The sequence below is a fragment of the Streptomyces bacillaris genome (assembly GCF_003268675.1).
In the GTDB taxonomy this organism is placed as follows: Bacteria; Actinomycetota; Actinomycetes; order Streptomycetales; family Streptomycetaceae; genus Streptomyces; species Streptomyces bacillaris.
In genome coordinates this window covers 1804897-1828480 of the sequence record NZ_CP029378.1, presented here as the reverse complement: position 1 = coordinate 1828480, position 23584 = coordinate 1804897, and the positions used below count along the sequence as shown (strand labels likewise).

General features: G+C 73.4%; 22 protein-coding genes. 8 read left to right on the top strand and 14 right to left on the bottom strand.

Annotation, left to right across the window (positions count from 1 at the left end; all coding sequences use genetic code 11):
* The first annotated feature begins 21 nt into the window (after positions 1–21).
* The 3 genes from DJ476_RS07305 to DJ476_RS07295 all read left to right on the top strand — a co-directional run bounded on the left by DJ476_RS07305 (position 22) and on the right by DJ476_RS07295 (position 2079).
* On the top strand, positions 22–879 hold the full coding sequence (locus tag DJ476_RS07305; RefSeq protein WP_103420358.1) for an AraC family transcriptional regulator: 858 nt from the start codon (positions 22–24) through the stop codon (positions 877–879).
* A 76-nt stretch (positions 880–955) separates the two neighbouring features.
* Entirely contained in the window at positions 956–1774 is an 819-nt protein-coding gene (locus tag DJ476_RS07300) for an AzlC family ABC transporter permease (protein ID WP_112490140.1), read from the top strand.
* Positions 1771–2079 carry an AzlD domain-containing protein gene (locus tag DJ476_RS07295; RefSeq protein WP_103420271.1) on the top strand — a complete coding sequence of 103 codons (309 nt, stop codon included), beginning with the start codon at positions 1771–1773 and terminating at the stop codon, positions 2077–2079. The genes DJ476_RS07300 and DJ476_RS07295 overlap by 4 nt, the downstream gene beginning before the upstream one ends.
* A gap of 39 nt (positions 2080–2118) precedes the next feature.
* Here DJ476_RS07295 and DJ476_RS07290 read toward each other — a convergent pair whose 3' ends face one another.
* Positions 2119–3033: a hypothetical protein gene (locus DJ476_RS07290; protein ID WP_103420272.1), complete on the bottom strand. Its 915-nt coding sequence runs from the start codon at positions 3031–3033 to the stop codon at positions 2119–2121.
* A gap of 80 nt (positions 3034–3113) precedes the next feature.
* On the opposite strand from DJ476_RS07290, the gene DJ476_RS07285 reads away from it, so the two are divergent.
* Both DJ476_RS07285 and DJ476_RS07280 read left to right on the top strand, forming a co-directional pair.
* Complete coding sequence (locus tag DJ476_RS07285) at positions 3114–3308, top strand: DUF3046 domain-containing protein (RefSeq protein WP_019765274.1); 195 nt, start codon at positions 3114–3116, stop codon at positions 3306–3308.
* 184 nt (positions 3309–3492) lie between these two features.
* Positions 3493–4620, top strand: a complete 1128-nt coding sequence (locus tag DJ476_RS07280) for an AI-2E family transporter (protein WP_103420274.1) — start codon at positions 3493–3495, stop codon at positions 4618–4620.
* Between the two features lie 36 nt (positions 4621–4656).
* Here the strand turns inward: DJ476_RS07280 and DJ476_RS07275 are convergent, their stop codons facing one another.
* The 8 genes from DJ476_RS07275 to DJ476_RS07240 form a co-directional block, all read right to left on the bottom strand.
* Positions 4657–5433, bottom strand: a complete 777-nt coding sequence (locus DJ476_RS07275; protein WP_103420276.1) for a cytochrome d ubiquinol oxidase subunit II — start codon at positions 5431–5433, stop codon at positions 4657–4659.
* Positions 5434–5506: 73 nt separating this feature from the next.
* Entirely contained in the window at positions 5507–6832 is a 1326-nt protein-coding gene (locus tag DJ476_RS07270; protein WP_318294439.1) for a cytochrome ubiquinol oxidase subunit I, read from the bottom strand.
* Between the two features lie 159 nt (positions 6833–6991).
* Complete coding sequence (locus DJ476_RS07265) at positions 6992–7657, bottom strand: response regulator (protein WP_103420278.1); 666 nt, start codon at positions 7655–7657, stop codon at positions 6992–6994.
* On the bottom strand, positions 7654–8898 hold the full coding sequence (locus DJ476_RS07260) for a sensor histidine kinase (RefSeq protein WP_112490139.1): 1245 nt from the start codon (positions 8896–8898) through the stop codon (positions 7654–7656). Before DJ476_RS07260 ends, DJ476_RS07265 begins: the two co-directional genes overlap by 4 nt.
* Before the next feature lie 131 nt (positions 8899–9029).
* Positions 9030–10013: an SDR family oxidoreductase gene (locus DJ476_RS07255; protein WP_318294438.1), complete on the bottom strand. Its 984-nt coding sequence runs from the start codon at positions 10011–10013 to the stop codon at positions 9030–9032.
* 28 nt (positions 10014–10041) lie between these two features.
* Positions 10042–12912, bottom strand: coding sequence for an ATP-binding protein (locus DJ476_RS07250; RefSeq protein WP_112490138.1), 2871 nt, complete (start codon positions 12910–12912; stop codon positions 10042–10044).
* A 321-nt stretch (positions 12913–13233) separates the two neighbouring features.
* Positions 13234–14820: a S8 family peptidase gene (locus tag DJ476_RS07245; RefSeq protein WP_112490137.1), complete on the bottom strand. Its 1587-nt coding sequence runs from the start codon at positions 14818–14820 to the stop codon at positions 13234–13236.
* A gap of 277 nt (positions 14821–15097) precedes the next feature.
* Positions 15098–17077: a heavy metal translocating P-type ATPase gene (locus DJ476_RS07240; protein WP_112490136.1), complete on the bottom strand. Its 1980-nt coding sequence runs from the start codon at positions 17075–17077 to the stop codon at positions 15098–15100.
* A 96-nt stretch (positions 17078–17173) separates the two neighbouring features.
* On the opposite strand from DJ476_RS07240, the gene DJ476_RS07235 reads away from it, so the two are divergent.
* The 3 genes from DJ476_RS07235 to recX all read left to right on the top strand — a co-directional run bounded on the left by DJ476_RS07235 (position 17174) and on the right by recX (position 19684).
* Positions 17174–17560, top strand: coding sequence for an ArsR/SmtB family transcription factor (locus DJ476_RS07235; protein ID WP_103420362.1), 387 nt, complete (start codon positions 17174–17176; stop codon positions 17558–17560).
* Positions 17561–17866: 306 nt separating this feature from the next.
* Positions 17867–18997 carry a recombinase RecA gene (gene recA / locus DJ476_RS07230; RefSeq protein WP_070199592.1) on the top strand — a complete coding sequence of 377 codons (1131 nt, stop codon included), beginning with the start codon at positions 17867–17869 and terminating at the stop codon, positions 18995–18997.
* 9 nt (positions 18998–19006) lie between these two features.
* On the top strand, positions 19007–19684 hold the full coding sequence (gene recX, locus DJ476_RS07225) for a recombination regulator RecX (RefSeq protein WP_103420288.1): 678 nt from the start codon (positions 19007–19009) through the stop codon (positions 19682–19684).
* Between the two features lie 55 nt (positions 19685–19739).
* Here the strand turns inward: recX and DJ476_RS07220 are convergent, their stop codons facing one another.
* From DJ476_RS07220 to DJ476_RS07205, 5 genes are all read right to left on the bottom strand, one after another.
* Positions 19740–20381, bottom strand: coding sequence for a DUF6197 family protein (locus DJ476_RS07220; protein ID WP_112490135.1), 642 nt, complete (start codon positions 20379–20381; stop codon positions 19740–19742).
* Positions 20382–20502: 121 nt separating this feature from the next.
* Positions 20503–20955 carry a rhodanese-like domain-containing protein gene (locus tag DJ476_RS07215; RefSeq protein WP_181006626.1) on the bottom strand — a complete coding sequence of 151 codons (453 nt, stop codon included), beginning with the start codon at positions 20953–20955 and terminating at the stop codon, positions 20503–20505.
* On the bottom strand, positions 20952–21584 hold the full coding sequence (locus DJ476_RS07210) for a cupin domain-containing protein (protein WP_318294437.1): 633 nt from the start codon (positions 21582–21584) through the stop codon (positions 20952–20954). The genes DJ476_RS07215 and DJ476_RS07210 overlap by 4 nt, the downstream gene beginning before the upstream one ends.
* Before the next feature lie 93 nt (positions 21585–21677).
* Positions 21678–21764, bottom strand: coding sequence for a putative leader peptide (locus DJ476_RS35440; RefSeq protein WP_311605579.1), 87 nt, complete (start codon positions 21762–21764; stop codon positions 21678–21680).
* Between the two features lie 32 nt (positions 21765–21796).
* On the bottom strand, positions 21797–23551 hold the full coding sequence (locus tag DJ476_RS07205) for an FAD-dependent monooxygenase (RefSeq protein ID WP_112490133.1): 1755 nt from the start codon (positions 23549–23551) through the stop codon (positions 21797–21799).
* Between the last annotated feature and the right edge of the window lie 33 nt (positions 23552–23584).

Here is a 23584-nt window from a genome sequence, read left to right as displayed (position 1 = left end):
GGGACCTGCGAGAATGGGGCCATGGCGGGAGCGGATCGGGCGACGGAGTGGGCGCGGCACTGGACGTACGCGGAGCTGCCCGACCTCGATCTCCTGCGCGCCCGGTACGTCCGCCACACCTTCCCCCGCCACAGCCACGAGGGGTACGTGTTCGGTGCGGTCACCGGCGGCGTGGAGGACGTGGGGCTGCCCGGCGGCACGGTCCACGCGATCCCCGGCACCGTGGTGATGATCAACCCGGAGGTGCCGCACACCGCCCGGCCCGGGCAGCCCGGAGGCTGGACGTACGACACGCTCTACCCCTCCGCCCAGGTCGTCAACGACATCGCGGCCGAGGTGACACCGCTGCGCGGAACCGTCTGGTTCGGGGAGACCCGCACGACCGACCCGTACGCCGCCCGCCTGATCACCCAGGTGCACCGGGCCGCCGAGGAGGGCAACGCGCTGGCCGCCGACAGCCTGCTGCGGGTCCTGGTCGTCCGCCTCCTCGACCGGCACGGCAGCGTGCTCCCGCGCACGACGCCCCGGGCCGGAGGGGCGCGGGACGCCGAACGCGCCCGGATCGCGCTGGAGGGGAGGATGGCCGCGCCGCCCACGTTGGAGGCGCTCGCCGCCGAGCTGGGCACCAGCCCGTTCGCGCTGCTGCGGGCGTTCAAGAAGGAGTACGGGATGCCACCGCACGCCTGGCTCACCGACGCCCGGGTGCGCAGGGCCCGCCGGCTGCTCGACGCGGGCACCGCCCCCGCCGAGGCCGCGGCCGCCGTCGGCTTCACCGATCAGCCGCACCTCAACCGTCACTTCACCCGGATCGTGGGGGTGCCGCCCGGCGCGTACCAGCGCGAACGGGGCGTGTACCGGCGCGGGCGACCCGCCTCCTAGGGCACCTCTTCAAGGGCGACGGGGAGCGCAAGAACGTACAAGACCGGATCCCAACCCTCCCCGTAACGTGCGGCGGGTGGCAGAACAGACAGCACTCCCAGAGAGCACCGGCGCGACCGGTGCCATATCCGCCGGGCCGCCGACCCCGGCGGCCCCGTCCCCGGCGCCGGACAAGCCCGACGCCGCCGTCGTACGGGACGCGCTCGCCGTCGGTGTCGCCGTCGGGCTCTCCGGCTTCGCCTTCGGCGTCACCGCCGCCGGCTCCGGGCTCAGCCTGCTCCAGATCTGCGCCCTGAGCCTCTTCGTCTTCACCGGCGCCTCTCAGTTCGCCCTGGTCGGGGCGTTGGCGGCGGGCGGCAACCCGTACACGGCGGCGGCCGGGGCGTTCTTCCTGGGCGTCCGCAACGCCTTCTACGGGCTGCGCCTCTCGCAGCTCCTGGTGCTTCCCCGGGCGGTGCGGCCCCTCGCCGCCCACTGGGTGATCGACGAGACGACCGCCGTCACCGTGGCCCAGCCCACCCGGCGGGCCGCGCGCATCGGCTTCACGGTCACCGGGCTCACCCTCTACGTCCTGTGGAACCTCACCACCCTGGTGGGTGCGATGGGGGCCGAGGCGCTGGGCGACACCGAGGCCTGGGGCCTGGACGCGGCCAGCCCCGCCGTCTTCCTCGCGCTGCTCGCGCCGATGCTCAGGAGCACCACCGAACGCGTCACCGCCGGGGTCGCGGTGCTGCTGGCCCTGACGCTGCTGCCCGTTCTGCCGGCCGGTGTACCGGTGCTGCTGTCCGCGCTCGCGGCACCCGTCGTCCTCTTCCTGATGGGACGGCGCAAGCGAGGAGCGGTGACGGCCTCCCCCGGGAAGACGACGGAGACGAAGGGCGGACGGGACTCATGAACGTCTGGATAGCCATCGGACTGACGGCGGTGGGCTGCTACCTCGCCAAGTACGGGGGCCTGCTGGTCCCCGCCGGAGTGCTGGAGCGGCCGCTCGTCCGGCGGATGGCGACCCTGCTGCCGGTGGCGCTGCTGGCGGCCCTCACCGCACAGCAGACCTTCGGCGACGGACAGCACCTCGTCCTCGACGCCCGGGCCGCCGGACTCGCCGCCGCGGCGATCGCGCTGATCCTGCGCGCCCCCTTCCTGGTGGTCGTCGGCGCCGCCGTGGTCGTCACGGCGGGTGTCCGCGCGCTGGCGGGGTGAGCAGGGCCCGGGGCCGGCGGAGGCCCCGGAAGAGCCCGGTCAGCCCGGGGCGCGGCCGTAGGCCCGTAGCGTCTCCAGGGCCCTGAGCGTCACCAGGGGCCTGCCCTCCAGCGCGGTGCCGGGGGCCCACTGGCGCCAGTTGACGGGCCAGCCGCCGTCCTCCTGCTGCTCGGCCGTCAGGTGGTCCAGCGAGCGCTCCAGCTCCTCGTCGGTGAACCAGCGGCGGGCCAGTGACTCCGGCGTACGGGCGTAGTCGTACGGGAAGTGGTGCTCGCCCGGTGCGTACCCCGGCGCCACCGGGTACTCCCCCCGCCGGGCGGGGTCCAGCACCGCGAGCCGCTGGGCGCGCACCAGCCGGCCGAGCCGGTCCGCCGCCCGCTCGGCACGGGCCCGGTCCGGCACCCCGTCCAGGAAGGCGACCGCGGCCTCGATCTCGTACGGGTGCGACTGCTCCAGGGCGTCCACGGCGCCCCAGCAGAAGTCCGTCGCCCGGAACAGCCAGGCGTGCCACACCTCGTTGCGGTGCAGCAGTCCGACGATCGGACCGGTCGCGAGCAGTTCGGCCGGTGGGTCGTCGACGACGGGTACGAAGGGGGCGGCGGGATAGCCGCGCTGTGCGGGGAGCAGCGCCGGAAGCGCACCCTCTTTTGTCGACACCTTGCTCAGATAGCGGCAGATCCGCTCCACGCGCAGTCCGTCGCAGCGGCCGATCGAGTCGAGGACGCTGAGCGCGTGGGCGGTGTGCAGCGGCTGGCTGACCGGCCCCCGCAGATCGGGTTCCAGCGCGTGGGCGTAGCCGCCGTCCTCGTTCCCGTAGGCGGCGAGCGCCGTCTCGACGGGGTCCGGGGAGCCGTCGAGGAAGCGGTGGGCGAACCTGCGCTGTTCGAGGACGCGGGCGGTGAGCCAGATGAAGTGCTCGGCGCGGGCGAGGGGAGGTGCTCCGGTTCCAGCCATGGACCGACCGTAGAGGGGGAAGAGGCCCCGGCACAGGTCCGGCGGACCGGCTGCACTCTCAGGAGCGCGATACTGATGGCATGCGGTTGACGATTTTCTGGGAGCGGATGGCGGACCACTTCGGTGCCGCGTACGCGGACTCCTTCGCGCGTGACCATGTGATGGCCGAACTCGGCGGCCGTACGGTGCACCAGGCGCTGGACGCGGGCTGGGAGGCGAAGGACGTCTGGCGTGCGGTCTGCGCGTCCATGGACGTCCCGGCCGACAAGCGCTGACCCGCCTGTCCCGGCCAGGACCCGTCCCGAGCGGTACGCGCGTCGACCGGCCGGGGACCCCGCTGTCAGTGGCGTAGGCGAGACTTGTCCCGTGTCATCGACAGACGAGACCGTCCCGGCCCAGCCGCCCGCCACCCCGCCCGCCGAGCCCCCCGCGCCGCCGTCCGGTCCGGGCCCCGCCCGGATGCCGGGCTGGCTGCCGCGCGCGATGGTGCTGGCCCTGGCGCTCTACGCCTGCTTCCAGCTCGGCAGCTGGGCGTTCGACCAGCTCATCGGGTTGCTGACCAATGTGCTGATCGCGTTCTTCCTCGCGCTCGCCATCGAGCCCGCGGTGGGCCGGATGTCGGCGCGCGGCATGCGCCGGGGGCTGGCCACGTTCCTCGTCTTCATCGGCCTGATGATCTTCAGCGCGGGGTTCGTCGTCCTGCTGGGGTCGATGCTCGCGGGCCAGATCGTCGACATGGTCGACGACTTCCCCAAGTACATCGACTCGGTGATCAACTGGGTCAACCAGACCTTCCACACCGAGCTGTCGCGGGTCCAGGTCCAGGACAGCCTGCTGCACTCCGACTGGCTGCAGAAGTACGTCCAGAACAGCGCCTCCGGGGTGCTCGACATCTCCACCACGGTCCTGGGCGGACTGTTCCGGCTGCTGACGATCTTCCTGTTCTCGTTCTACTTCGCGGCGGACGGCCCCCGGCTGCGCCGCGCCCTCTGTTCCGTACTGCCGCCGGCCCGGCAGACCGAGGTGCTGCGCGCCTGGGAGATCGCGGTCGACAAGACCGGCGGCTACCTCTACTCACGCGGTCTGATGGCCCTGATCTCCGGCGCCGCGCACTACATCCTGCTGGTCGTCCTCGGCGTGCCCTACGCTCCGGCGCTCGCGGTCTGGGTGGGGCTCGTCTCCCAGTTCATCCCGACCATCGGTACGTATCTGGCGGGCGCCCTGCCGATGCTGATCGCCTTCACGGTCGACCCCTGGTACGCGCTGTGGGTGCTCGGCTTCGTGGTCGTCTACCAGCAGTTCGAGAACTATGTTCTCCAGCCCAAGCTGACCGCCAGGACCGTCGACATCCACCCGGCGGTCGCGTTCGGTTCGGTGGTCGCGGGGACGGCCCTGCTGGGGGCCGTCGGCGCCCTGATCGCCATCCCCGCCGTCGCCACCCTCCAGGCGTTCCTTGCGGCCTATGTGAAGCGGTACGACGTCACCGACGACCCCCGGGTGCACGGCGGCCCCCGGCCGAGGCGCGGGGAGCCGGTCCTCTCCCGGATACGCCGGGCACTCGGCGGCCCGGGGCGTACGGGCCCCTGAGGAGGGGCCGCCGAGCACCCGGGGCGGCCGTCAGGGTCAGAGGTACGAGGGGCGCGTCACCCGGTGGCGGAAGGTGTGCCAGGTCCATGCCTGGGCGGCGACCAGCAGCGGGCAGAACGCCAGCAGGACCGGGATCAGCAGGGTGAGCGTCGCCCCGTCCGCCGTGTGCGCCGACGGATGGAGCGCCGGGCCCGCGAAGAGCGGCAGGGCTCCCATCAGGACGGCGGTCAGAGCGAAGGAGCGGCCGGGACCGGTGCGCCCCACCAGCCGGTGCGCCCGCGACCAGGGACGCCCGGTCAGCCGCAGCGCCGCGAACCCCAGACCGTGCGCGGCGAACAGGGCGGCGACGGCCAGTGCGGTCACGGCCCCCACCGGGGCGGTGGCCGTCCGCTCCGGCGTCCCCGAGAAGAGCGCGGCCAGCAGCCAGCCCCAGGACAGCGCCACCGCCCAGCTTCCGCCCACCACGGCCCCGTCGCATCCCGCCCGCCACCGCAGCCCGCCGTCCCGCCCGCGCAGCCACAGCCCCGCGTCACGCACCATCCAGCCCGCGACCAACGCCACGACCACGGTGAACTGGGCGCTCAGCAGCTCGCCCTCCAGGACCGGGAAGCAGCCCACCAGCACGCCCGCGGTGGCGACGAGCCACACCTCGTTGCCGAGGAAGAACGGGGCGAAGGAGGCGATCACCAGGCGCCGTTCGCCGTCGTCCCCGCCCAGGTACGGCAGCAGCATGCCGGTGCCGATGTCCGCACCGGCGAGGACGAAGTAGCCGGTGGCGAAGAAGGCGAGCAGGCAGACGGCCAGGGTGTCCACGACGGCTCCTCGGTGGCGGGGCGGCAGCAGGCCGACAGCGGATCAGCAGTCGGCAGTGTCGGCATTCGGCAGGTCAGTAGCGGGGGGTGAAGGGCGGCGGAGGCCCGGCGGGCCCGCCGGATTCCGCGGATGCGCCGGAGGCGGGGGCGGGTTCCGCAAGGGTCCGTTCGTCCTGTCCGAGCCCCGTCTCCACCGGTCCGAGACGTGCGTGGCGCAGCAGCAGCCGGCCGTTGAGGACGGCCAGCGCCGCGAACAGCACGGTGAAGACGATCAGCGAGGTGAGCATGGTGGCGGGGGAGTGGCCGGAGACGGCGTCCTCGGTCTTCAGCAGCCCGTACACCACCCAGGGCTGACGCCCGGCCTCCCGGAAGACCCAGCCGCTGATCATCGCGAGGTAGGGCAGCGGCACGGCGGCCATCAGCACCACATGCCAGGGCCGGAAGCGCTCGACGGCCTTGCGGAAGCAGGCGAGCACGACCCCGGCCAGTGAGAGGTACATCATCAGCGCGAAGGCGAGCAGCATCAGCAGGGCGCCGCCCCGCGTCCACACCTCCGACGGCACGTAGTCGCCGGGGCCGAACCGGGCGACCATCTCCGCCTGGAGGTCGGCGATCTCCGCCGTCTTCTGTGTGAACATGGCCGACTTCATCGGCTGGAGATCCGCCAGCCGGGCCAACTGGACCCCGCCGAACGCCGCCGTGACCCACAGGGCCGGGAAGGAGACGAACACCCCGATGCGCAGACTCCGTACGAAGAACTCGGCTTCGGGGGTGCGCCGGAAGAGGTGGAAGGCGCTCACGCCCGACATGAAGAACCCGGCCGTCAGCAGCGCCCCGCCCAGGATGTGCCCGAAGGCCAGCAGCGCGCTGGGGTTGGTCAGCAGCGCCCCGGCGTCCGCGAGGACGAGCTGCCCGTTCTCGATGCGGTGCCCCACGGGGTTGTTGAGGAAGCCGTTGGAGACGAGGATCCAGTACGCGGACACGCAGGCGGTCAGGGCGACGATCCAGATCGTCGTCAGATGGACCCACCGGTTGAACCGGTGCCATCCGAAGATCCACAGCCCGAGGAACGTCGACTCCACGAAGAACGCGACGATCGTCTCGACGGCCAGCGAGGCGCCGAAGACATTGCCCGCGTAGTGCGTCAGACCGCTCCAGCTCAGCCCGAACTGGAACTCCATCACCAGCCCGGTGATGATCCCGACCGCGTAGTTGATGACGTACAGCTGCCCCCAGAAGCGCACCATGCGGTGGTACGCAGCCTTCTTCGTCACCGTGGCCGCTGTCTGGAGGCAGGCCACGACGAGGGCCATCCCCAGCGTCAGGGCGACGAAGAGGAAGTGGCCGCCCGCCGTGAGGGCGAACTGCAACCGCGCGAGGTCGAGCGTTTCCGGATCCACCCCGAAAGCCTCGGTGCGGGGTGGGCGTCCGCGCGTCGGCCCGGGGATGACAACGGGCCTACACCGGGAGTTGTGGGCGGGGCCGTCCGCGTACTACGGAAGTTGACCCCCGGCCCCGGCCCTGCCCCGGGGAGCGGGAAACCCGGCCGGCCGTCCCGCTCAGGCCAGCCAGCCCGGCGTGATCATGCCCGACTCGTAGGCGAGGATCACCAGCTGCGCCCGGTCGCGGACACCGAGCTTCGTCATGATCCGGCTGACATGGGTCTTGGAGGTGGCGGGGCTCAGCACCAGCCGGGCGGCGATCTCGTCGTTGGAGAGCCCGGCCCCCACCAGCCCCATGACCTCCCGCTCCCGCTCGGTCAGGGCGTTGAGGCGGGGACCCGGCTCCGGCTGCCTGCGGCGGCTCGCGAACTCCGAGATCAGCCGCCGGGTCACGGCGGGGGCGATCAGCGCGTCGCCCCGCGCCACCACCCGTACACCGTGCAGCAGCTCCATCGGCTCGGTGTCCTTGACCAGGAAACCGGAGGCTCCCGCGCGCAGCGCCCCGTACACGTGGTCGTCCATGTCGAAGGTGGTCAGGATGACGACCCGGACGCCCGCAAGGCGTGGATCGGCGGTGATGCGGCGGGTGGCCTCCAGGCCGTCGGTCCCGGGCATCCGGATGTCCATCAGGACCACGTCCGGACGGTGCTCGTGGGCCAGGGCGAGGGCCTGTTCGCCGTCGGCCGCCTCGCCGACGACCTCGATGTCGTCCTCGTCGGACAGGATCGAGCGGAAGCCCGCCCGTACCAGCGTCTGGTCGTCGGCCAGCACTACGCGGATCATTCGGTCCTCCCGCTCCCCTCGGTCCGCGGCCGGGCGTCGACCGGCAGCCGCGCGCTCACGCCGAAGCCCTGTGCGGTGTTCCGCGCGGTCAGCTCGCCGCCGAAGGCCCTGGCCCGCTCGGCCATGCCCCGGATGCCGCTGCCGGGCGGAGAGCCCTCGGGCGCGCCCTCGCCGTCGTCGTCGACCCGTACCCGTAGGGCCGCTCCGTCGGTGTAGTCGACCGTCACCACCGCGCCCGTCGCCCGTGCGTGCCGGGTCACGTTGGTGAGCGACTCCTGCACGATCCGGTACGCCGCCAGGTCGACCGGGGGCGGCAGGGGCCGCCGCTCGCCCTCGGTGCGCAGGCGTACGTCGATGCCCGTGGCGCGGGCCCGGGCGACGAGTTCGTCGAGCCGGTCGAGCCCCGAGGCGGGGGAGGTCGGGGCGCTCTCGTCGGGCCCGCGCAGCGCGCCGAGGGTGGAGCGCAGCTCGCGCAGCGCCTCCTTGCTGGTCGCCTTGACCGCCTCCAGAGCCTCCTCGGCGGCGGACAGGGCCGCTGCCGGCTCCGGCTTCTTGCTCAGCCTGTGCAGGGCCGCGCCCGACTGCACGTTGATCAGCGAAACGCTGTGCCCCAGCACGTCGTGCAGCTCCCGGGCGATCCGCAGCCGCTCCTCGGTCGCGCTCTGCTCGGCCCGCGCCTCCTGCTCCCGCTCGGCGGCCAGCGCCCGCTGCTCCACCTCGCGGAGATAGGCGGCACGGGTCCACTGGGCCCGGCCCACCGCGACCAGGCTGACCAGCCAGCCCGCGAGCATGAACAGCGACATGTCGTCGATCTGCCGGTTGCCGTCGTGCTGGCGCGCCTCGCCGAAGCCGACGGCGATCAGGGTGACGACCGCGAGGGCGACCGCGGCCGTGAACCGCCCCTCGGCCGCCGCCGTGTAGAGCGCGAGCGCGAACGTGACCATAAGAGGACCGTCGTACACGGACAGCGGGTAGTAGACGACGCAGACGGCCAGGGTCACGACGGCCACGGCGACGGGTGCGCGGCGCCGGAAGTACAGGGCGCCGCACCCCACCGCGATGAGCGCCCAGCCGATCACCGTACGGTTCAGCGGCTCGCTCTCGTACCGCATCGTCAGCACCGTCCAGACCACCACCAGCAGGGTGACGGCGGCCGCCACCCCGATGTCGGCCGTCCGCGCGGAGAGGCCACCGCCCCGGGGGCGGGAGGCACCGGTGTACGGGCCGGGAGGGAGGGACATGTCAGGAAGGATAGGCACCGGGGGCGGAGGGCGACGACTGCCGTGAACCGGACGACCGCCCTGTATGACGAGTGGCCCGTCACGGATCGGCGGTAGCCCGTGGCTCGGCGGCGGCCCGTGACGGAGACGGATCAGCGGTAGCCCGTCACATCGGCGGGCAGGCCCCGGTCCTGGACCTCCGTCAGATACCGCCAGGCGTCAGGTCTGCTGCCGTCCGTGTCGGTGAAGCCGTAGACCCGGGCGAGCTGCCCGCTGGAGAGCGACCGCCCGTTCCAGCGCGCCACCTCGGGGTCGCGGGCGAGGGCGGCGACGGCCCGGCCCACATAGGCGGGGGACTCGGAGATCGCGAAGTGGGGCGTGTGCGCGATCGCCTCGCGCCAGGTGGCCTCGGTGACCCCGTGGGCCTGGAGCATCGCCTCGGAGCGGAGCCAGCCGGGGGTGAGCGCCACGGAGGTCGAACCGTACGGTGCCAGCTCATGGCCGAGCGCGAAGGCCATCCGGTTCACGGCGGCCTTCGCCAGGTCGTAGAAGAAGGAGACGCGGTAGTTGGCCGCGTTGTACTCGTCCGTCCCGTCGGTCATCTCGACCACCAGACCGCCCGGGGTCTCGATCAGCAGCGGCAGCGCGAAGTGGCTGGTGATGGCATGCGTGTCGACGGCGAGCCGGAGCGTGCGCAGCCCGGTGTCGAGCGACGACTCCCAGACCGACCTGTTCCACTCGATCTCGGCGCCCCAGATGTCGTTCACCAGGATGTGCAGGGCCCCCTGCTCGCCGGAGATCCGGGCGACGAGCGCGCTGACCTGGTCGGGGACCAGATGGTCGACCCGTACGGCGATCCCGCGGCCGCCCGCCGCGTCGACCAGGGCCGCGGTCTCCTCGATCGTCTCGGGCCGGTCCATCTCGGAGCGCTCGGAGCCGCTCGTACGCCCGGTGACGTAGACGGTCGCCCCGGCGGCGCCGAGCTGGACGGCAATTCCCCGGCCCGCTCCGCGGGTTCCTCCGGCGACGAGCGCCACCCGTCCGGCGAGATCGGGGCCCGTATCGGTGCCCTTGGTGGAGGAGCTGTCCGGAGCCGGGGTGCTGTCCGGCCCTTCCGGTGTCGAAGAGGGTCCCATATCGCCTCAATGTAGGGCACATGACCGGTCAGGGCCCGAGCTGTGAGCCGATCTCCGTACGGGACGACACCCCCAGCTTCCGCAGGGCACGGGCCACATGGTGCTCGACCGTCCGGTGCGAGAGGACCAGCTCGCGGGCGATCTCGCGGTTCGAGAGGCCGAGCGAGGCCAGCCGGGCCACCGCCCGCTCCCGGGGCGACAGATGGTCCCCGTACCCCAGCGCGCCGGGCCTGCGGACGGTGACCTGGCCGTGGTCCCGCAGGCCGCGCTGACAGCGCAGCACATCCCATACGGCGTCGATGTCCTGGTAGGCCGCGATCGCCTCGTGCAGCACGGTACGCCCGCCCGCCGCCCCCGCGGCCAGCAGCCGGAGACCCCAGGCCTCCCTGACGTACGCGGCCTCGTAGGGGCGCTCCAGCTCCGTCCAGGCGTCCACGGCGGTCAGGTACGGGGCGTCGGCCCCGCCGGTCCCCGGCTGCGGACCGGCCGCGTCGGTGAGCAGTGCCCGGCAGGTCAGCAGGGCGGCCCGGGCGGCCGGCGCGTCCCGGCGGGCGATGCCGTCGGCCAGCTCGGTGACCAGGAGACGGGCCTCCCCGGCGCGGCCCGCCCGCAGCATCGCCTGGACGGCCGGCGGGGCGAGGGCGCTCGCCCACACCCAGGCACCGGTGCGGCGGACGTGGTGGAGCGCCCCCTCCATCGCCTGGACGGCCGGGGCGGGGCGGTCGGCGGCCAGATGGACCCGGACCTGGGCGGCCGCGGCGGAGGTCAGCACGATGCCGGTGTCCAGCGCGGTGGTGCGGACGGCCCGCTCCAGAAGGCGGCGCGCCACATCGGTCTGCCCCTTGGTGTGCAGGCGCAGCAGCCCGCAGACGAGGAGGGCCTCCGCATGGAAGTCGGGCACGTCCCGGTACTGCTCCTCGGCGCGCTCGGCCCGCTCCAGCAGCCCGGTCCACCGGCCGCGCGTGAAGGCGGTGAGCATGTCCGTGGTCTCGACGAACGCTTCGAGGTACGGGGCGTGGTGGGTCCTCACGGCCTGCCAGGCCCGGGTCTGGCAGGCGCGGGCGCGTTCCGGATGGCCTAGGGCGGTCGCGGCCCCCGCCAGGTTGGCGTGCACCCGGGCCGCCGCCTCGCCGCTGAGGGTGTCGGGCAGCTCGGCCACCGCGTCCCACGCCGAGGGGTCGCCCATGAGGGCCAGAGCGGTGGCCCGGTTGGCCAGGACGGCCGCCCGCAGGTCGTCCCCGTCCACCTGGGGCAGCAGCCGTTCCGCCTCGGCCAGCAGCCGCCGGTGCTCACCGAGCGGCCACCCTTTGAGGGAGGGGATGGCGATGATCGCCAGGGCCCGTGCGGCCTGCCCCGGCGAGACGGCGAGGAGATCCGGAACGGCACGCGCTATCTCCTCCAGCGCCTCCAGACCGGAACCCGACTGGTTGCGCAGCAGCAGCCCCAGGAGGAGCCGGATCTCGCCGCTGGGCCCCGGGCCCAGGGAGCACCGGTCGAGCACCTGCCGCAGGGCGGCGGGCACCTGCGGTCCGGGGCGGGCGTTGAGAGCGACCCGGGCCAGCTTCAGCGCGACCCGGTCGCGGACGACGGCCGGGGGCCCGCCGCGCAGGGCGGCCAGATAGTGGTCGGTGGCCGCACCGGCGTCCCCGTTCCCGGCGGCCCGGTCCGCGGCCGCCTCCAGCCACCGCACCGCCTCCGTGGGGCGGCCGGCCAGCCGGTGGTGTCCAGCGATGCGCACGAGGGGGAGGGGCGAGGTGTGCCGGGCGAGGGCGCGGGCCGCGCGCAGGTGCAGGACGCGCCGTTCCGGCTCCGCGACCGCCTCGTACGCCGCTCTGCGCGCCAGCGCGTAGGGGAAGGCGTAAGTGCCGCCCCCCGAGTCCCCCGCTGCTCGCAGCACACCTTCTTTCAGTGCCGCGGTGAGCGCACGGCGGGTCTCCTCCTCGCCCAGCCCCGCGACCGCTCCCAGCAGGTGTACGGGGGCGGGGTCGTCGAGCACCGCCGCCGCGGCGACCACCTTCCGCGCGTCCGGGGGAAGGCGGCGCAGCCCCTCCACCACGAGTCGGCGTACGGACGCGGGCAGGGGCGGCTCCGGAACTCCGGCCCCGCCCGTTCCGGTGGGGTGCGCCAGGGGATCGGGCCAGCGGCGCAGCACCTCCTCGATCACGTACGGAAGCCCGCCCGTCCACCGGTAAAGCTGCCCCGCGAACTCCTCGGGCACCGCCCGCCCGCCGAGCAGACCGGCGGCCAGCGCACCCGTCCCGGCCACCGACAGCGGTACGAGGTGCCGCTCGGCCGACACCACATGGGGCGGCGGGCGCAGCGGGAAGGGGAACGCGTCACCGTCCTCACCCCGCGCGGTGAGGACCAGCCCCAGGTGCGGCGGCGGGTCGGAGACGAGCGTACGGAGGAAGGCGACGGTGCCCGCGTCGGCCCACTGGACGTCCTCCACGACGAAAACCGCCCTCCCCAGGGATGCGGTCAGCCCGCACAGTGCCCGGACAAGGCGGTGCTGTTCGGCGCGCGGATCGCCCACGGGGAGCGGCGCGGGCGGCAGGAGACCGGCCAGTTCGGGCAGCAGTCCCCGGAGCGCACCGGTCACCGGAGGCAGGTCCTCCGCCAGGGGCCGACACTGGGCCAGTACCTCGACGAGCGGCGCGAACGGGGCGGGAGCGTCCGGCTCCCGGCAGCGGGCGACCAGGGCGGGGGTGTCCGACGGCGGTGTCCGCGTGAGGAGTTCGCGGACCAGCCGGCTCTTTCCCACCCCCGCCGCACCGGTGATCACCACGAGGGCGGGCCGGCGGTCCAGCTCCGCGTACAGGTCGTCGCAGAGGCCGTCCAGGAGCGCGGTGTGCCCGGTCGGGGCTCCGGCGGGGACGGAGGTCGGCGGGTCGGCGTCCATGGCTTCCTTCCGCGCCCGTGGGCAGCAGGGGCATGACGGCCGGGGGCCGGTCGGCCGCCCGGCGGGCTCATGATGGCCTTTCACGACGGTGGGTGGAAAGGGGGGAGTGACGCCTGCGGCGCATGTGCGGGCGCCGCAGGCGTCCCCCGACCGGCCGGTGAGGTTCGCGGAGAGGTCTCACCGGCCGGGTGGGCCGGGATCCACCAGGGTTCGGGACGTGGATCACCGGCGGTCCGGTGGGGTGTTCCCGGAGGAGGTGGAGCCTCGGAAGGTTCCCGGGGCTCCACCGGGACGTCGGCCGGCCGGAACGTCAGCGGTCGGTCAGAACTTCAGCGACCAGGAGTTCAGCGTCCCTGTGTCGTTGACCCAGTTGTCGCTCACCCGCAGCTTCCAGGTGCCGTTGGCGGGTTTGGCGGAGGCGTTCACGGTGAAGGTGCCGCGTACGTCGTCGGCGCTGTCGTTGGCGTTGTAGTCCTTGAGCCGGAAGACACCGCCGTCCGGGGCGACGAGGTCGACCCGGAGGTCACCGCGGAAGGTGTGCCGGATGTCGACCGTGACGGAGAGCGCCGAGGGCGCGTTGCCCGCGATGCCGCTCACGGTGATGGGGGACTCGACGGTCGTGTTGTCGCGGATCGGGAAGGCGTTGGTGTTCTCGAAGGTGCTGCCGGTGGGCGGCGGGGTGGTGTCGCCGTCGTTCGGGACGTACAGCAGGCGGTTGGGCGAACCGGTCCGCGCGTCGGTGACCTTGTTCGGGGTGGCGTCGGCGATCAGCCGGTCGTGGACCTGCTTGGGCGTCCAGGAGGGGTTGGCCGAGAGCAGCAGGGCCGCCGCGCCCGCCACGTGCGGGGAGGCCATCGAGGTGCCGCCGTCGGAGCGGGAGCCGGTGTCGTTGAGGTGGGAGGCGGAGATGACGTCGGAGCCCGGGGCGAACAGGTCCAGGCAGGTGCCGTGGTTGGAGGACTTGCCGCTCGGCCAGATCGACCGGGCGTCGCGGCTGTCGGTGGCGCCGACCGTCACCGCGCCCGGCACGGCGGCCGGGGAGGTGTTGCAGGCGTTGGCACCGTCGTTGCCCGCCGCGACGACGTAGGTGACGCCGGAGGCGATCGACCGGGCCAGCGCGTCGTCGACCGAGGAGTTCCGGCCGCCGCCGATGCTCATGTTGGCGACGGCGGGCTTGACCGCGTTCTTGGTCACCCAGTCGATGCCGGCCAGCACCGGGGCCCAGGTGGAGCCCGAGGAGCCCTGGCAGTTGAGGACCCGTACGCCCACGAGCTTCACGCCCTTGGCGACGCCGTAGGCCGTACCGCCGACCGTGCCCGCCACGTGGGTGCCGTGCCCGTTGCAGTCCTGGGCGACGGAGTCGTTGTCGATGAAGTCGTAGCCGCTGACCGCCCGGCCGCCGAAGTCCCGGTGCGAGGTGCGTATCCCGGTGTCGAGCACATAGGCCGTCACATTGGATGCGGTGTTGGGGTACGTGAACCTGCGGTCGCCGGGCAGATCGCGCTGGTCGATGCGGTCCAGGCCCCAGGTCGGGTCGTTCTGGGTGCCCAGGGCGTACGCGACTCCGTCGGCCTCCACGCGGGCGACGGAGGGATCGGCCGCCAGCCGCTTGGCCTGCTCCTCGCCCACCTTCACGGAGAAGCCGCGGAGCGCGGCGGTGTAGGTGTGGCCGACCTTTCCGCCGTGCCGTCCGGCGAGTGACCTCGCCACCTTGTCGATGTCCGCCCGCGCCACCGAGTCCTTGAAGGTGACGATGTACGAGCCCTCCACCGCGCCCGCGCGGTCGGCGCCCAGGATGCGCCCTTCGGTGGGCGTGGGTGCTGCACCGGCCGTACCGGCACCGGCTATCAGTGCGCCGACCGCACACGCGGCAGCGGCGACACGCCACACCGCAGCTTGAGACACCATGCGATTCCTCCTGAGGGGTGGGCCGGGACCGGCTCCGGTCCCGGCTGGGCCCGCGCACGGCGAACACCGGGCACGGGCGAAGGAAGGGGCGCGGCGGGGGCTCCGGACGAGGGGACGTCGACCTCGTACGGCGGATGCCGATCTTGGGGGGCCGGCAGATGCACGAGGGGCGGAGCCACCGCCGCCTCAGGAAGAATCGAGCCCTGGGGGCGGGTCGAACAATGCGTAGGTGTACCCAACCGTTCCGGGGCGGGTCCGGCACGGCGGGGCGGGTCGGCTACGCGCTGTCCCGGACGGGGCGGGGCCAGGCGCTCTCGCGCAGGAGGCGCAGGCCGTTCAGGCCGACGATGACGGTGGAGCCCTCGTGGCCGGCGACACCGAGCGGCAGGGGCAGGGTGCCGATCAGGTCCCAGGCGACCAGGACGGTGATGAACGCCCCGGCGATGGCCAGGTTCTGGACGACCAGGCGGCGCGCGGTGCGGGAGAGTCGCACGATCGAGGGGATGGTGGCGAGTTCGTCGCGCACGACGACGGCGTCGGCGGTCTCCAGGGCGAGGTCGGAGCCGGCCCGGCCCATCGCGATGCCGGAGTGCGCGGCGGCCAGGGCGGGGGCGTCGTTGACGCCGTCGCCCACGACCAGCACCCGGCGTCCCCGGGCCTCCCATTCCCTGACGGCGGCGACCTTGTCCTGGGGGAGCAGTCCGGCGCGGACGTCGGTGATGCCGACCTGGGCGGCCAGGTGCCGGGCGGCGCGCTCGTTGTCGCCGGTCAGCAGGATGGGGGTGCGGCCGGTCAGGCGGGTGAGGGCGGCGACGGTGGCCGCCGCGTCCGGCCGGAGCCGGTCCGCGATGCCCAGCACGCCCACCGGCTCCCGGTCGCGCAGGACGACGACGGCGGTCCGCCCGGCCTCCTCCAGTTCGGCCACCACTTCCCGTTGCGGCCGGGCGTCGGCGCCGGTGTCCAGGAGGCGGGCGGGGGCGCCGACCGTGATGGTGCTGCCGTCGACGGTGGCGGTGACGCCCTGGCCGGGTACGGAGGTGAAGTCCTCGACGCCGGTCAGGGGCAGGGCGCGTTCGCGGGCGGCGGCGACCACGGCCCGGGCGAGCGGGTGTTCGCTGGGGTGCTCGGCGGACGCAGCCAGCGCCAGGAGCGCGTCCTCGTCCAGGCCGCTGCCGGTGAGGGGGCGCAGGTCGGTGACGTGGGGAGTGCCTTCGGTGAGGGTGCCGGTCTTGTCCAGGGCGACGGTGTCGATCTGCCCGAGGCGTTCCATGACGACGGCGGACTTGACGAGCACACCGCGCCGTCCGGCGTTGGCGATGGCGGACAGCAGCGGCGGCATGGTGGAGAGGACGACCGCGCACGGCGAGGCCACGATCATGAACGTCATGGCCCGCAGGAGGGCCGAGGAGAGGGAGTCTCCGAAGGCGAGCGGGATACCGAAGACGGCGAGGGTCGCGACCACCATGCCGATCGAGTAGCGCTGCTCGATCTTCTCGATGAACAACTGGGTGGGGGCCTTGGTCTCCGAGGCCTCCTCGACCATCTTCACGATCCGGGCGATCACCGAGTCCGACGGGTCGCGCTCGACCCGTACGAGCAGGGCGCCGGTGCCGTTGACGGTACCGGCGAACACCTCGTCCCCCGCCCGCTTGGCCACGGGCAGCGGCTCGCCGGTGATGGTGGCCTGGTCGACCTCTCCGGAACCGTCGAGGACCCGGCCGTCCGCGCCGACCCGCTCGCCGGGCCGGACCAGGACCGTGTCCCCGACCGCCAGCCGCTCGGTCTCGACCGTCTCCTCGGTGCCGTCGGGCAGCAGCCGGGTCGCGGTGGCCGGGGCGAGGTCGAGCAGTCCCCGTACGGAGTCGGCGGTCCGCGCGGTGGCGACCGCTTCCAGGGCGCCGGAGGTGGCGAAGATGACGATCAGTAGTGCGCCGTCGAGGATCTGCCCGATCGAGGCGGCCCCCAGGGCGGCGACGACCATCAGCAGGTCCACGTCGAGCGTCCTGTCCTTGAGCGCCTTCAGGCCCTCCCAGCCCGGCCCCCAGCCGCCGGTGACGTAGGTCGCGGCGAACAGGGTGCCCCACAGCCACGCCGGACCGTCCAGCAGGTGGACGGGCAGGGCGAGGAGGAACAGCACCAGCGCCGTCAGGGCCCAGCGGGCCTCGGGCAGCGTGAGCAGGCGGGTGCGGCGTCGCGGCGGGGCCGGGCGCGTGGCGTCGGAGGGCGGCGTGGAGCGCTGGTCCAGGACAGAAGACATGCCGAAGCAACCCTTCGCGGGTGGGACGAGGACGACGGTCCCACCATACAAGAACATGTGAACAGGTATTCAAGTGTCGTCGTTATGATGGGGTCCATGGGTCACGGACGCGACATCACCACCGGTGCCGGCACCCGTGAGCGCCTCGACGCGGTCGGCGCCGCCGATGTCGCGGCCACCCTGCAGGCCCTGGCCACGCCCTCCCGGCTCTACATCCTCGCCCGCCTCCAGGAGGGCCCCTGCTCGGTCGGTGATCTCGCCGAAGCCGTCGGCATGGAGAGTTCGGCCTGCTCCCACCAGCTCCGGCTGCTGCGGAACCTCGGCCTGGTGACCGGCGAGCGCCAGGGGCGCAGCATCGTCTACTCCCTGTACGACGACCACGTCGCCGAACTCCTCGACCAGGCCCTCTACCACGTCGAGCATCTGCGCCTCGGGCTGCACGACGCCGCTGCCCCCGAATCCGCCGCCACCGTCGGCCGCTGACCGGCGCGACCGGCCTTCGGTGACCTGGGCGCATGCTCGCTCGGTGCGGGTGCGTGCCCGCCCGGGACGCGTGCGTGCCGACTGGGGCTTCGGTGTCGCGGGGCGTCCTCCGTGGGTGCTCGGCAGTCCCGCGTGGTGCGCTTGACACCAAAATCGAACATCCATTCTCATGGATTTCGGCCGGGTTTTTCCGGGCCCGACCGTGGAGTTGTCCACAGGCCGGGAGGACGTCGAGGCCCATTGTCAGTGGCAGGGGTTAGCGTCTTTGACGTGAAGCGATCGACTCAAGCAAATCGGGTGGAACCCATGGCAGGAACCGACCGCGAGAAGGCGCTGGACGCCGCACTCGCACAGATTGAACGACAGTTCGGCAAGGGTGCGGTGATGCGCCTCGGCGAGCGGCCCAACGAGCCCGTCGAGGTCATCCCCACGGGATCGACCGCCCTCGATGTCGCCCTCGGCGTCGGCGGCCTGCCGCGCGGCCGCGTGGTGGAGGTGTACGGACCGGAGTCCTCCGGTAAGACGACGCTGACGCTGCACGCCGTGGCCAACGCGCAGAAGGCCGGCGGCTCGGTGGCGTTCATCGACGCCGAGCACGCCCTCGACCCCGAGTACGCCAAGAAGCTCGGCGTCGACATCGAGAACCTCATCCTGTCCCAGCCGGACAACGGTGAGCAGGCCCTCGAGATCACCGACATGCTGGTCCGCTCCGGCGCCCTGGACCTGATCGTCATCGACTCCGTCGCGGCCCTGGTGCCCCGTGCGGAGATCGAGGGCGAGATGGGTGACTCGCACGTGGGTCTCCAGGCCCGTCTGATGAGCCAGGCCCTCCGTAAGATCACCAGCGCGCTCAACCAGTCCAAGACCACGGCGATCTTCATCAACCAGCTCCGCGAGAAGATCGGTGTGATGTTCGGCTCCCCGGAGACCACGACCGGTGGCCGGGCGCTGAAGTTCTACGCCTCGGTGCGCCTCGACATCCGCCGGATCGAGACGCTCAAGGACGGCACGGACGCCGTCGGCAACCGCACCCGCGTCAAGGTCGTCAAGAACAAGGTCGCCCCGCCCTTCAAGCAGGCCGAGTTCGACATCCTCTACGGCCAGGGCATCAGCCGCGAGGGCGGGCTGATCGACATGGGCGTGGAGCACGGCTTCGTCCGCAAGGCCGGCGCCTGGTACACGTACGAGGGCGACCAGCTCGGCCAGGGCAAGGAGAACGCCCGCAACTTCCTCAAGGACAACCCCGACCTCGCCAACGAGATCGAGAAGAAGATCCTGGAGAAGCTGGGCGTCGGCGTCCGCCCGGACGCGGAGTCCGCCGAGCCGGCCGCCGAAGGCGCGGCGGCCGCAGGTGCGACGGAGACGGCGGCGGCGAAGCCTGCGGCCACCACGGCCGCCAAGGCGAAGACGGCCAAGACCGCGGCGGCCAAGAGCTAGGGCCCATCCGTGACACGTCGTACGGAGTGGCCGGGAGAGCCCGTCGAGCCCGGCACCGGGTTCGGCGAAGGGGCGGGCCGCCGTGCCCGCTCCGCCACCAGGAGCAGCGGTTCCCCCTCCTCGTCGAGGGCCGGGCAGGGGGAGCCGCGTGACCGGCGGGAGCGTGGGCAGCGGCATACGGGGGAGCCGCAGGACCCGGTCGAGCAGGCGCGCAACATCTGTCTGCGCCTGCTCACCGGGACGCCCAGGACGCGCAAGCAGCTCGCGGACGCCCTGCGTAAGCGGGAGATCCCGGACGAGGCGGCCGAGGAGGTCCTCGCCCGCTTCGAGGACGTCGGGCTGATCGACGACGCGGCCTTCGCCGGGGCGTGGGTGGAGTCCCGGCATCATGGCCGGGGGCTCGCGCGCCGCGCCCTCGTCCGTGAGCTGCGGACGAAGGGCGTGGACTCCGCCGTGATCGACGAGGCGGTCGGCCGTCTCGACACCGACCAGGAGGAGGAGCGGGCCCGGGAGCTGGTGGCCCGCAAGCTCCGCTCCACCCGGGGCCTGGACCGCGACAAGCGGCTGCGCCGCCTGGCGGGGATGCTCGCCCGCAAGGGATACGGGGAGGGCATGGCCCTACGGGTGGTGCGCCAGGCGCTGGAGGAGGAGGGCGAGGACACGGAGGGCCTGGACGAGCCGTTCTGAAGTGAAAGTGAAGGGAAGAGACCTGTGCCGCCCGGTTCTCAGTGTCCGGCCAGTCTCAGTGCTCGGCCAGGGCCGCGCGGCGGGCGGCTGCGTCGACGAGGGCCAGTGCATCGGCGGCGGTGCGGCCGGGGGCCCGGTTCCAGGGGCCGATCAGTCCGGTCCACCCCTGGGAGCGCAGCTCGGTGATCAGCCAGGCACCGGCCCGGTCCACGGTGGCGGTGGAGCCGTAGCCGAGCCGGTGCGCGGTGAGCAGCGCGCCGCAGACACAGCGGGCGCCCCGGGCGTTGCGCAGGCGGTACGGGGTGTTCTGCCAGCCCCATTCGGCCAGGATCTGCCGCGCGTAGCCGAGGTGGACGGAGGGCCGGACATCGGCCTGGCCCACCCGTCGCCAGGCATGGACACGGTCGGGCAGGACCGCCCCCAGCCGGCCGGGGAGCGGGCGCTCGGGCGGCGAGGCGGCGGGCAGTGCCCGTAGCGAGTCGTCGATGAGCTGCTCCACGGGGACGGACAGCAGGCTCCGCCAGTCGGCGGGCCGGTCCTGCCCCGAAGAGGGCCGGTCCTCCCCTGAAGGGGGCGGAGCTACGGGCTCGGGGGCGGTGCGCCCCCACCCCGAGACGATCTCCCGCCATGCCCCGGTGTCGTACAGCCGGGAGGCCTGGGCGTCGAGCTGGTCCGGGGTGAGAACAGGGATCGCCATAGCGCGTCATCTCCGTACATTTCGCCTCTGTATGAGGCGAATGTCGGTCGCGCACGGCGATGGCTCCACCGGAATGCGGCGTTCGGGTGTGTCCTGAGAGAGGGGGCCAGGAGAGAAGGTGTCAGGGGCGTGTCACCGGGAGGCCGGCCGCGCGCCAGGCCTGGAAGCCGCCGATCAGGTCGGTGGCCCGGTGCAGCCCGAGCTGGCGCAGCGACGCCACCGCGAGGCTGGAGGCGTACCCCTCGTTGCAGATGACGACGACCCGGAGGTCATGGCTCACCGCTTCGGCGGCGCGGTGGCTGCCCTGGGGGTCGAGCCGCCACTCCAGTTCGTTGCGCTCCACGACGAGCGCGCCGGGGATGAGCCCGTCGCGCTCCCGGAGGGCCGCGTACCGGATGTCCACCAGCAGCGCCCCGTCCGTCGCCGCCGCAGCCGCCTCCTGCGGGCCGATCCGCTCGTAACCGGCCCGGACCCGTTCCAGCAACTCGTCGATCCCGACCCGTTCCGGCGTCCCCGCCCGCTCCGTCCCGCCCGCGCTCCAGGCACCGACGTGGTCGCCGCCGTCGCCGCTCACTGCCAGTCCTCCGGGGCCTCGGTCTGCTCCAGCCGGAGCACGGCACCGGTACGGCTGAAGCGGCGGATGCGCGGCAGCGGCGGGTAGTAGGCGTGGACGGAGACGGCGTGCACGCTGTCGGACTCGTTGAGCACCTCGTGCACATGGTTCTGACCGAAGGCCCGGCCCTGACCGGCCGCCAGCTCCCGCTCCCGGTCCACCCCGTCGTTCAGCTCCAGGGTCTTCCAGCCGTCGGTGGGCAGCCGTACGGCCAGTGAGTGTTCCTTGAGCGTGCCGGACGCGGTGGTGAACGCGCCGACCGAGTCGGCGTGGTCGTGCCAGCCCGTCCCGGTCCCCGGCGGCCAGCCGATCAGCCAGGCCTCACTGCCCCGGGGGCCGTCGAGCCGGACCCAGGTGCGGCCCTCCGGATCGAGCGGGAGCGAGGCGATGAGGGCGGTGTCCTCGGCGGCGCGGCGGACGAAGTCGAGCAGCTCGGCGGCCGTCGGACCGGCGGAGACGCTACGGGCCGAGCCGACCCGCGCGGAGACGGCGGGAGCCGGGCCGACCGGGGCGGAGACCGCAGGGGCCGAGGCCGCCGGAGCGGTGGCGGGGGAGGGTACGGAGGCGGCCGTGGGCACGGTGGAAGGCACGGCGGAAGAAGGGGAAGACACAGGGACCGTCCTGAGAGTTCGCGCGAGGACCGGCCGTGCGGAGAGAGGCACGGGCCGGTGGAGGAAGGCGATTCAGCAGGACGGGCGACACACGCAGCCCGCGTAACGGACGAGGTCCATATGGACCCTCCGCCACAGGCGCACATCGGTGTCGGTCATGATCTGGAGTACACCATGTGCGCCCGTGACGGTCAATTGATCCCGGCGGTCCGGTCGGCGTGAACCCGGTCGCGCGGTCCCGGCGTGCGCGCCGCGCCCTCACGCCTGCCTTCGCCGTCCTCGACGGACCCCGAACCGGACCCGGACCCCGAGCCCGTATCCTCCGCCTCCGTTCCCGCCCCCGCCCCGGCCCCCGCCGATCCGCCCAGCGCCGCCCGGGCCGCCGCGAGCAGCTCCGCGGGACGTACGCCCGCGAAGGCGGCCACCAGATGCCCGTCGGGCCGCACCAGCAGCACGGTATGGGCCGACGCCCCCGGATAGCTCTCCGTGACCAGCAGCTCCGCCGGTGACGGCAGCGCCTCCACCGCCTCCACCAGGCGCGGCATGATGCCCGCGGTCAGCCAGTGGCGCCGGTCCCACACCCCGGTGCCGGGCGCCACCAGGATCACCAGCGGGCGGCCCTGCCCGAGCCGCTCCCGGAGCCGTACCGCTGTTCCGTCCGGTGCCGTCACCCGTACATCGGCGACCGGCGCACCGGGGGGCGTACCCACAGCGGTGTGCGCCTCCGCGTGCGGTGGTGCAAGGGTGGAGTGGGAGTACGAAGGGGGCGCACCGAGGGCTCCACAGCCCAGGTGGCCGTCGGCGAGCAGGGTGTCGTGGCCCCGGGCCGCCCCCGGGACCAGTGTCCGCAGCCCGCCGCCGCCCCGCAGTATCGGCAGGGACTGGTCGGCGGCGCGCAGCCGGGAGGCGACGGCGGCCCGGCGCTCGGCCTGGTAGCTGTCGAGCAGCGGGTCGGCGCCGCCGTGGTGCCAGGCGTGGGCGAGTTTCCAGGCCAGGTTCTCGGCGTCCCGGATCCCCTCGTCGAGCCCCTGGGTGCCGAGCGCCCCCAGCAGATGCGCCGCGTCCCCCGCCAGGAAGGCCCGCCGCACCCGCCACCGCCGGGCGAGCCGGTGGTGGAGCGTGTGGACACCGGTGTCGAGCAGTTCGTACGGAGGGGTCTCGCCGCACCAGCCGGCCAGGGTGTCCCGGATCCGGGCGACCAGGGCGTCCGGGGTGACCAGGTCGCCGCGCGGCGGGAGCAGCCAGTCCAGCCGCCAGACCCCGTCCGGCAGCGGCCGCGCGCTGATCTCGGCGCCCCCGCCGCGCCACGGTGGCTGACGGTGCAGCACCGCCCGGTCGGGCCAGGGCAGTTCGGCCCGGAGCGCGGCGACGGCGTGCCGCTCCACCGCCGTACGACCCGGGAACCGGATCTCCAGGAGCTTGCGCACGGTCGACCGGGCGCCGTCGCAGCCGACCAGATAACTGCCGCGCCACCAGGTCGGATCGGGCCCCTTGGTGTGGACCGTGACGCCGTCGCCGTCCTGTTCCAGGGTGTCGACGCGGCTCAGCTCCGCCACCTTCACCAGCGGCTGGGCCGCGACCGCCGCCCGCAGGGCCGAGGCGAGCGCGTGCTGCGGGATGTGCAGGGGGGCGGGGAGCGGGGACGCGTCCGGCTCTCCGCTCTCCGTGTCCTCGGCGTCCGCGCCCAGCGGCACATCGCGGACCAGCTGCTTCCGGCGCATCGAGCGCCAGCCGCTCCAGCGCAGCCCGTCCTTCTCCAGGGCGGTGGCGCCGAGCCGTTCCACCAGGTCGGCGGTGTCCTCACGCAGCACGACCGTGCGGGCGAGGCGGACCTCCTCCGTGCCCGGCCCCTCGTCGAGGAGCACGCTCGGGACGCCCTGGGCGGCCAGGGCCAGCGACAGCGTCAGACCGACGGGTCCGGCGCCGACGACGATCACCGGGTCCACGGCGCGTCTCCTCCGGCCCGTACGGTCGAGCGG

Bases quoted from the DNA above. Each gene is read 5' to 3' on its own strand.
- DJ476_RS07255 (WP_318294438.1), bottom strand. From the start codon at position 10,013: ATGGGACCCTCTTCGACACCGGAAGGGCCGGACAGCACCCCGGCTCCG.
- DJ476_RS07220 (WP_112490135.1), bottom strand. From the start codon at position 20,381: ATGGCGATCCCTGTTCTCACCCCGGACCAGCTCGACGCCCAGGCCTCC.
- DJ476_RS07265 (WP_103420278.1), bottom strand. From the start codon at position 7,657: ATGATCCGCGTAGTGCTGGCCGACGACCAGACGCTGGTACGGGCGGGC.
- DJ476_RS07240 (WP_112490136.1), bottom strand. From the start codon at position 17,077: ATGTCTTCTGTCCTGGACCAGCGCTCCACGCCGCCCTCCGACGCCACG.
- DJ476_RS07250 (WP_112490138.1), bottom strand. From the start codon at position 12,912: ATGGACGCCGACCCGCCGACCTCCGTCCCCGCCGGAGCCCCGACCGGG.
- DJ476_RS07245 (WP_112490137.1), bottom strand. From the start codon at position 14,820: ATGGTGTCTCAAGCTGCGGTGTGGCGTGTCGCCGCTGCCGCGTGTGCG.
- recA (WP_070199592.1), top strand. From the start codon at position 17,867: ATGGCAGGAACCGACCGCGAGAAGGCGCTGGACGCCGCACTCGCACAG.
- DJ476_RS35440 (WP_311605579.1), bottom strand. From the start codon at position 21,764: ATGACCGACACCGATGTGCGCCTGTGGCGGAGGGTCCATATGGACCTC.
- DJ476_RS07260 (WP_112490139.1), bottom strand. From the start codon at position 8,898: ATGTCCCTCCCTCCCGGCCCGTACACCGGTGCCTCCCGCCCCCGGGGC.
- DJ476_RS07295 (WP_103420271.1), top strand. From the start codon at position 1,771: ATGAACGTCTGGATAGCCATCGGACTGACGGCGGTGGGCTGCTACCTC.
- DJ476_RS07280 (WP_103420274.1), top strand. From the start codon at position 3,493: ATGCCGGGCTGGCTGCCGCGCGCGATGGTGCTGGCCCTGGCGCTCTAC.
- DJ476_RS07290 (WP_103420272.1), bottom strand. From the start codon at position 3,033: ATGGCTGGAACCGGAGCACCTCCCCTCGCCCGCGCCGAGCACTTCATC.
- DJ476_RS07285 (WP_019765274.1), top strand. From the start codon at position 3,114: ATGCGGTTGACGATTTTCTGGGAGCGGATGGCGGACCACTTCGGTGCC.
- DJ476_RS07305 (WP_103420358.1), top strand. From the start codon at position 22: ATGGCGGGAGCGGATCGGGCGACGGAGTGGGCGCGGCACTGGACGTAC.
- DJ476_RS07235 (WP_103420362.1), top strand. From the start codon at position 17,174: ATGGGTCACGGACGCGACATCACCACCGGTGCCGGCACCCGTGAGCGC.